2 pseudogenes are annotated in these 422 nt (G+C 56.6%); one reads left to right on the forward strand and one right to left on the reverse strand.

Annotated elements, in window-relative coordinates:
* Positions 1-133 (reverse strand): annotated as a pseudogene (locus tag EN804_RS38440) (MFS transporter); the annotation flags it as partial.
* Between the two features lie 184 nt (positions 134-317).
* On the opposite strand from EN804_RS38440, the pseudogene EN804_RS38445 reads away from it, so the two are divergent.
* Positions 318-422: pseudogene (locus tag EN804_RS38445) on the forward strand (cupin domain-containing protein); the annotation flags it as partial.

The following is a 422-nucleotide window of genomic DNA, read 5'->3' on the forward strand; positions in this document are numbered from 1 at the left end:
GGCTGACGGGCAGGAATTCCGCCGTTACCAATCCGAAAACGCCGAGCGAAAGTGAAACCACAGCGGCCCATTTCGCATCCGGCTCCTGTCTACGCGGCGTATATTCCAGTTCGTTTATGGTCCGGCTATTCATGAAAATCTCCTGATGCGCATTCCCGGAACGCGTCGTGAAACGGAAAGGGCAAGGCGAGGAAGCCGGTTGGGAGCCCCGCTTCGACGACTGCAAATCGATGCAAGCAGGCTATGCGTGACAGCCCGGCGTTTCCATGCTAGAAAATCCGTATTCCTTAACCAATCGTCCGAATATGCGAGATACCATGAACGATGCCCTGACGGAAATGTTGCGTGGCCTTAGGCTTGACGGTGTGGAATATGGCCGCTGCCGCATGGCCACCCCCTGGGCGACGGCTTTTCCCGAACAG

The organism is Mesorhizobium sp. M8A.F.Ca.ET.161.01.1.1, assembly GCF_004792105.1.
Taxonomy (GTDB): Bacteria; Pseudomonadota; Alphaproteobacteria; order Rhizobiales; family Rhizobiaceae; genus Mesorhizobium.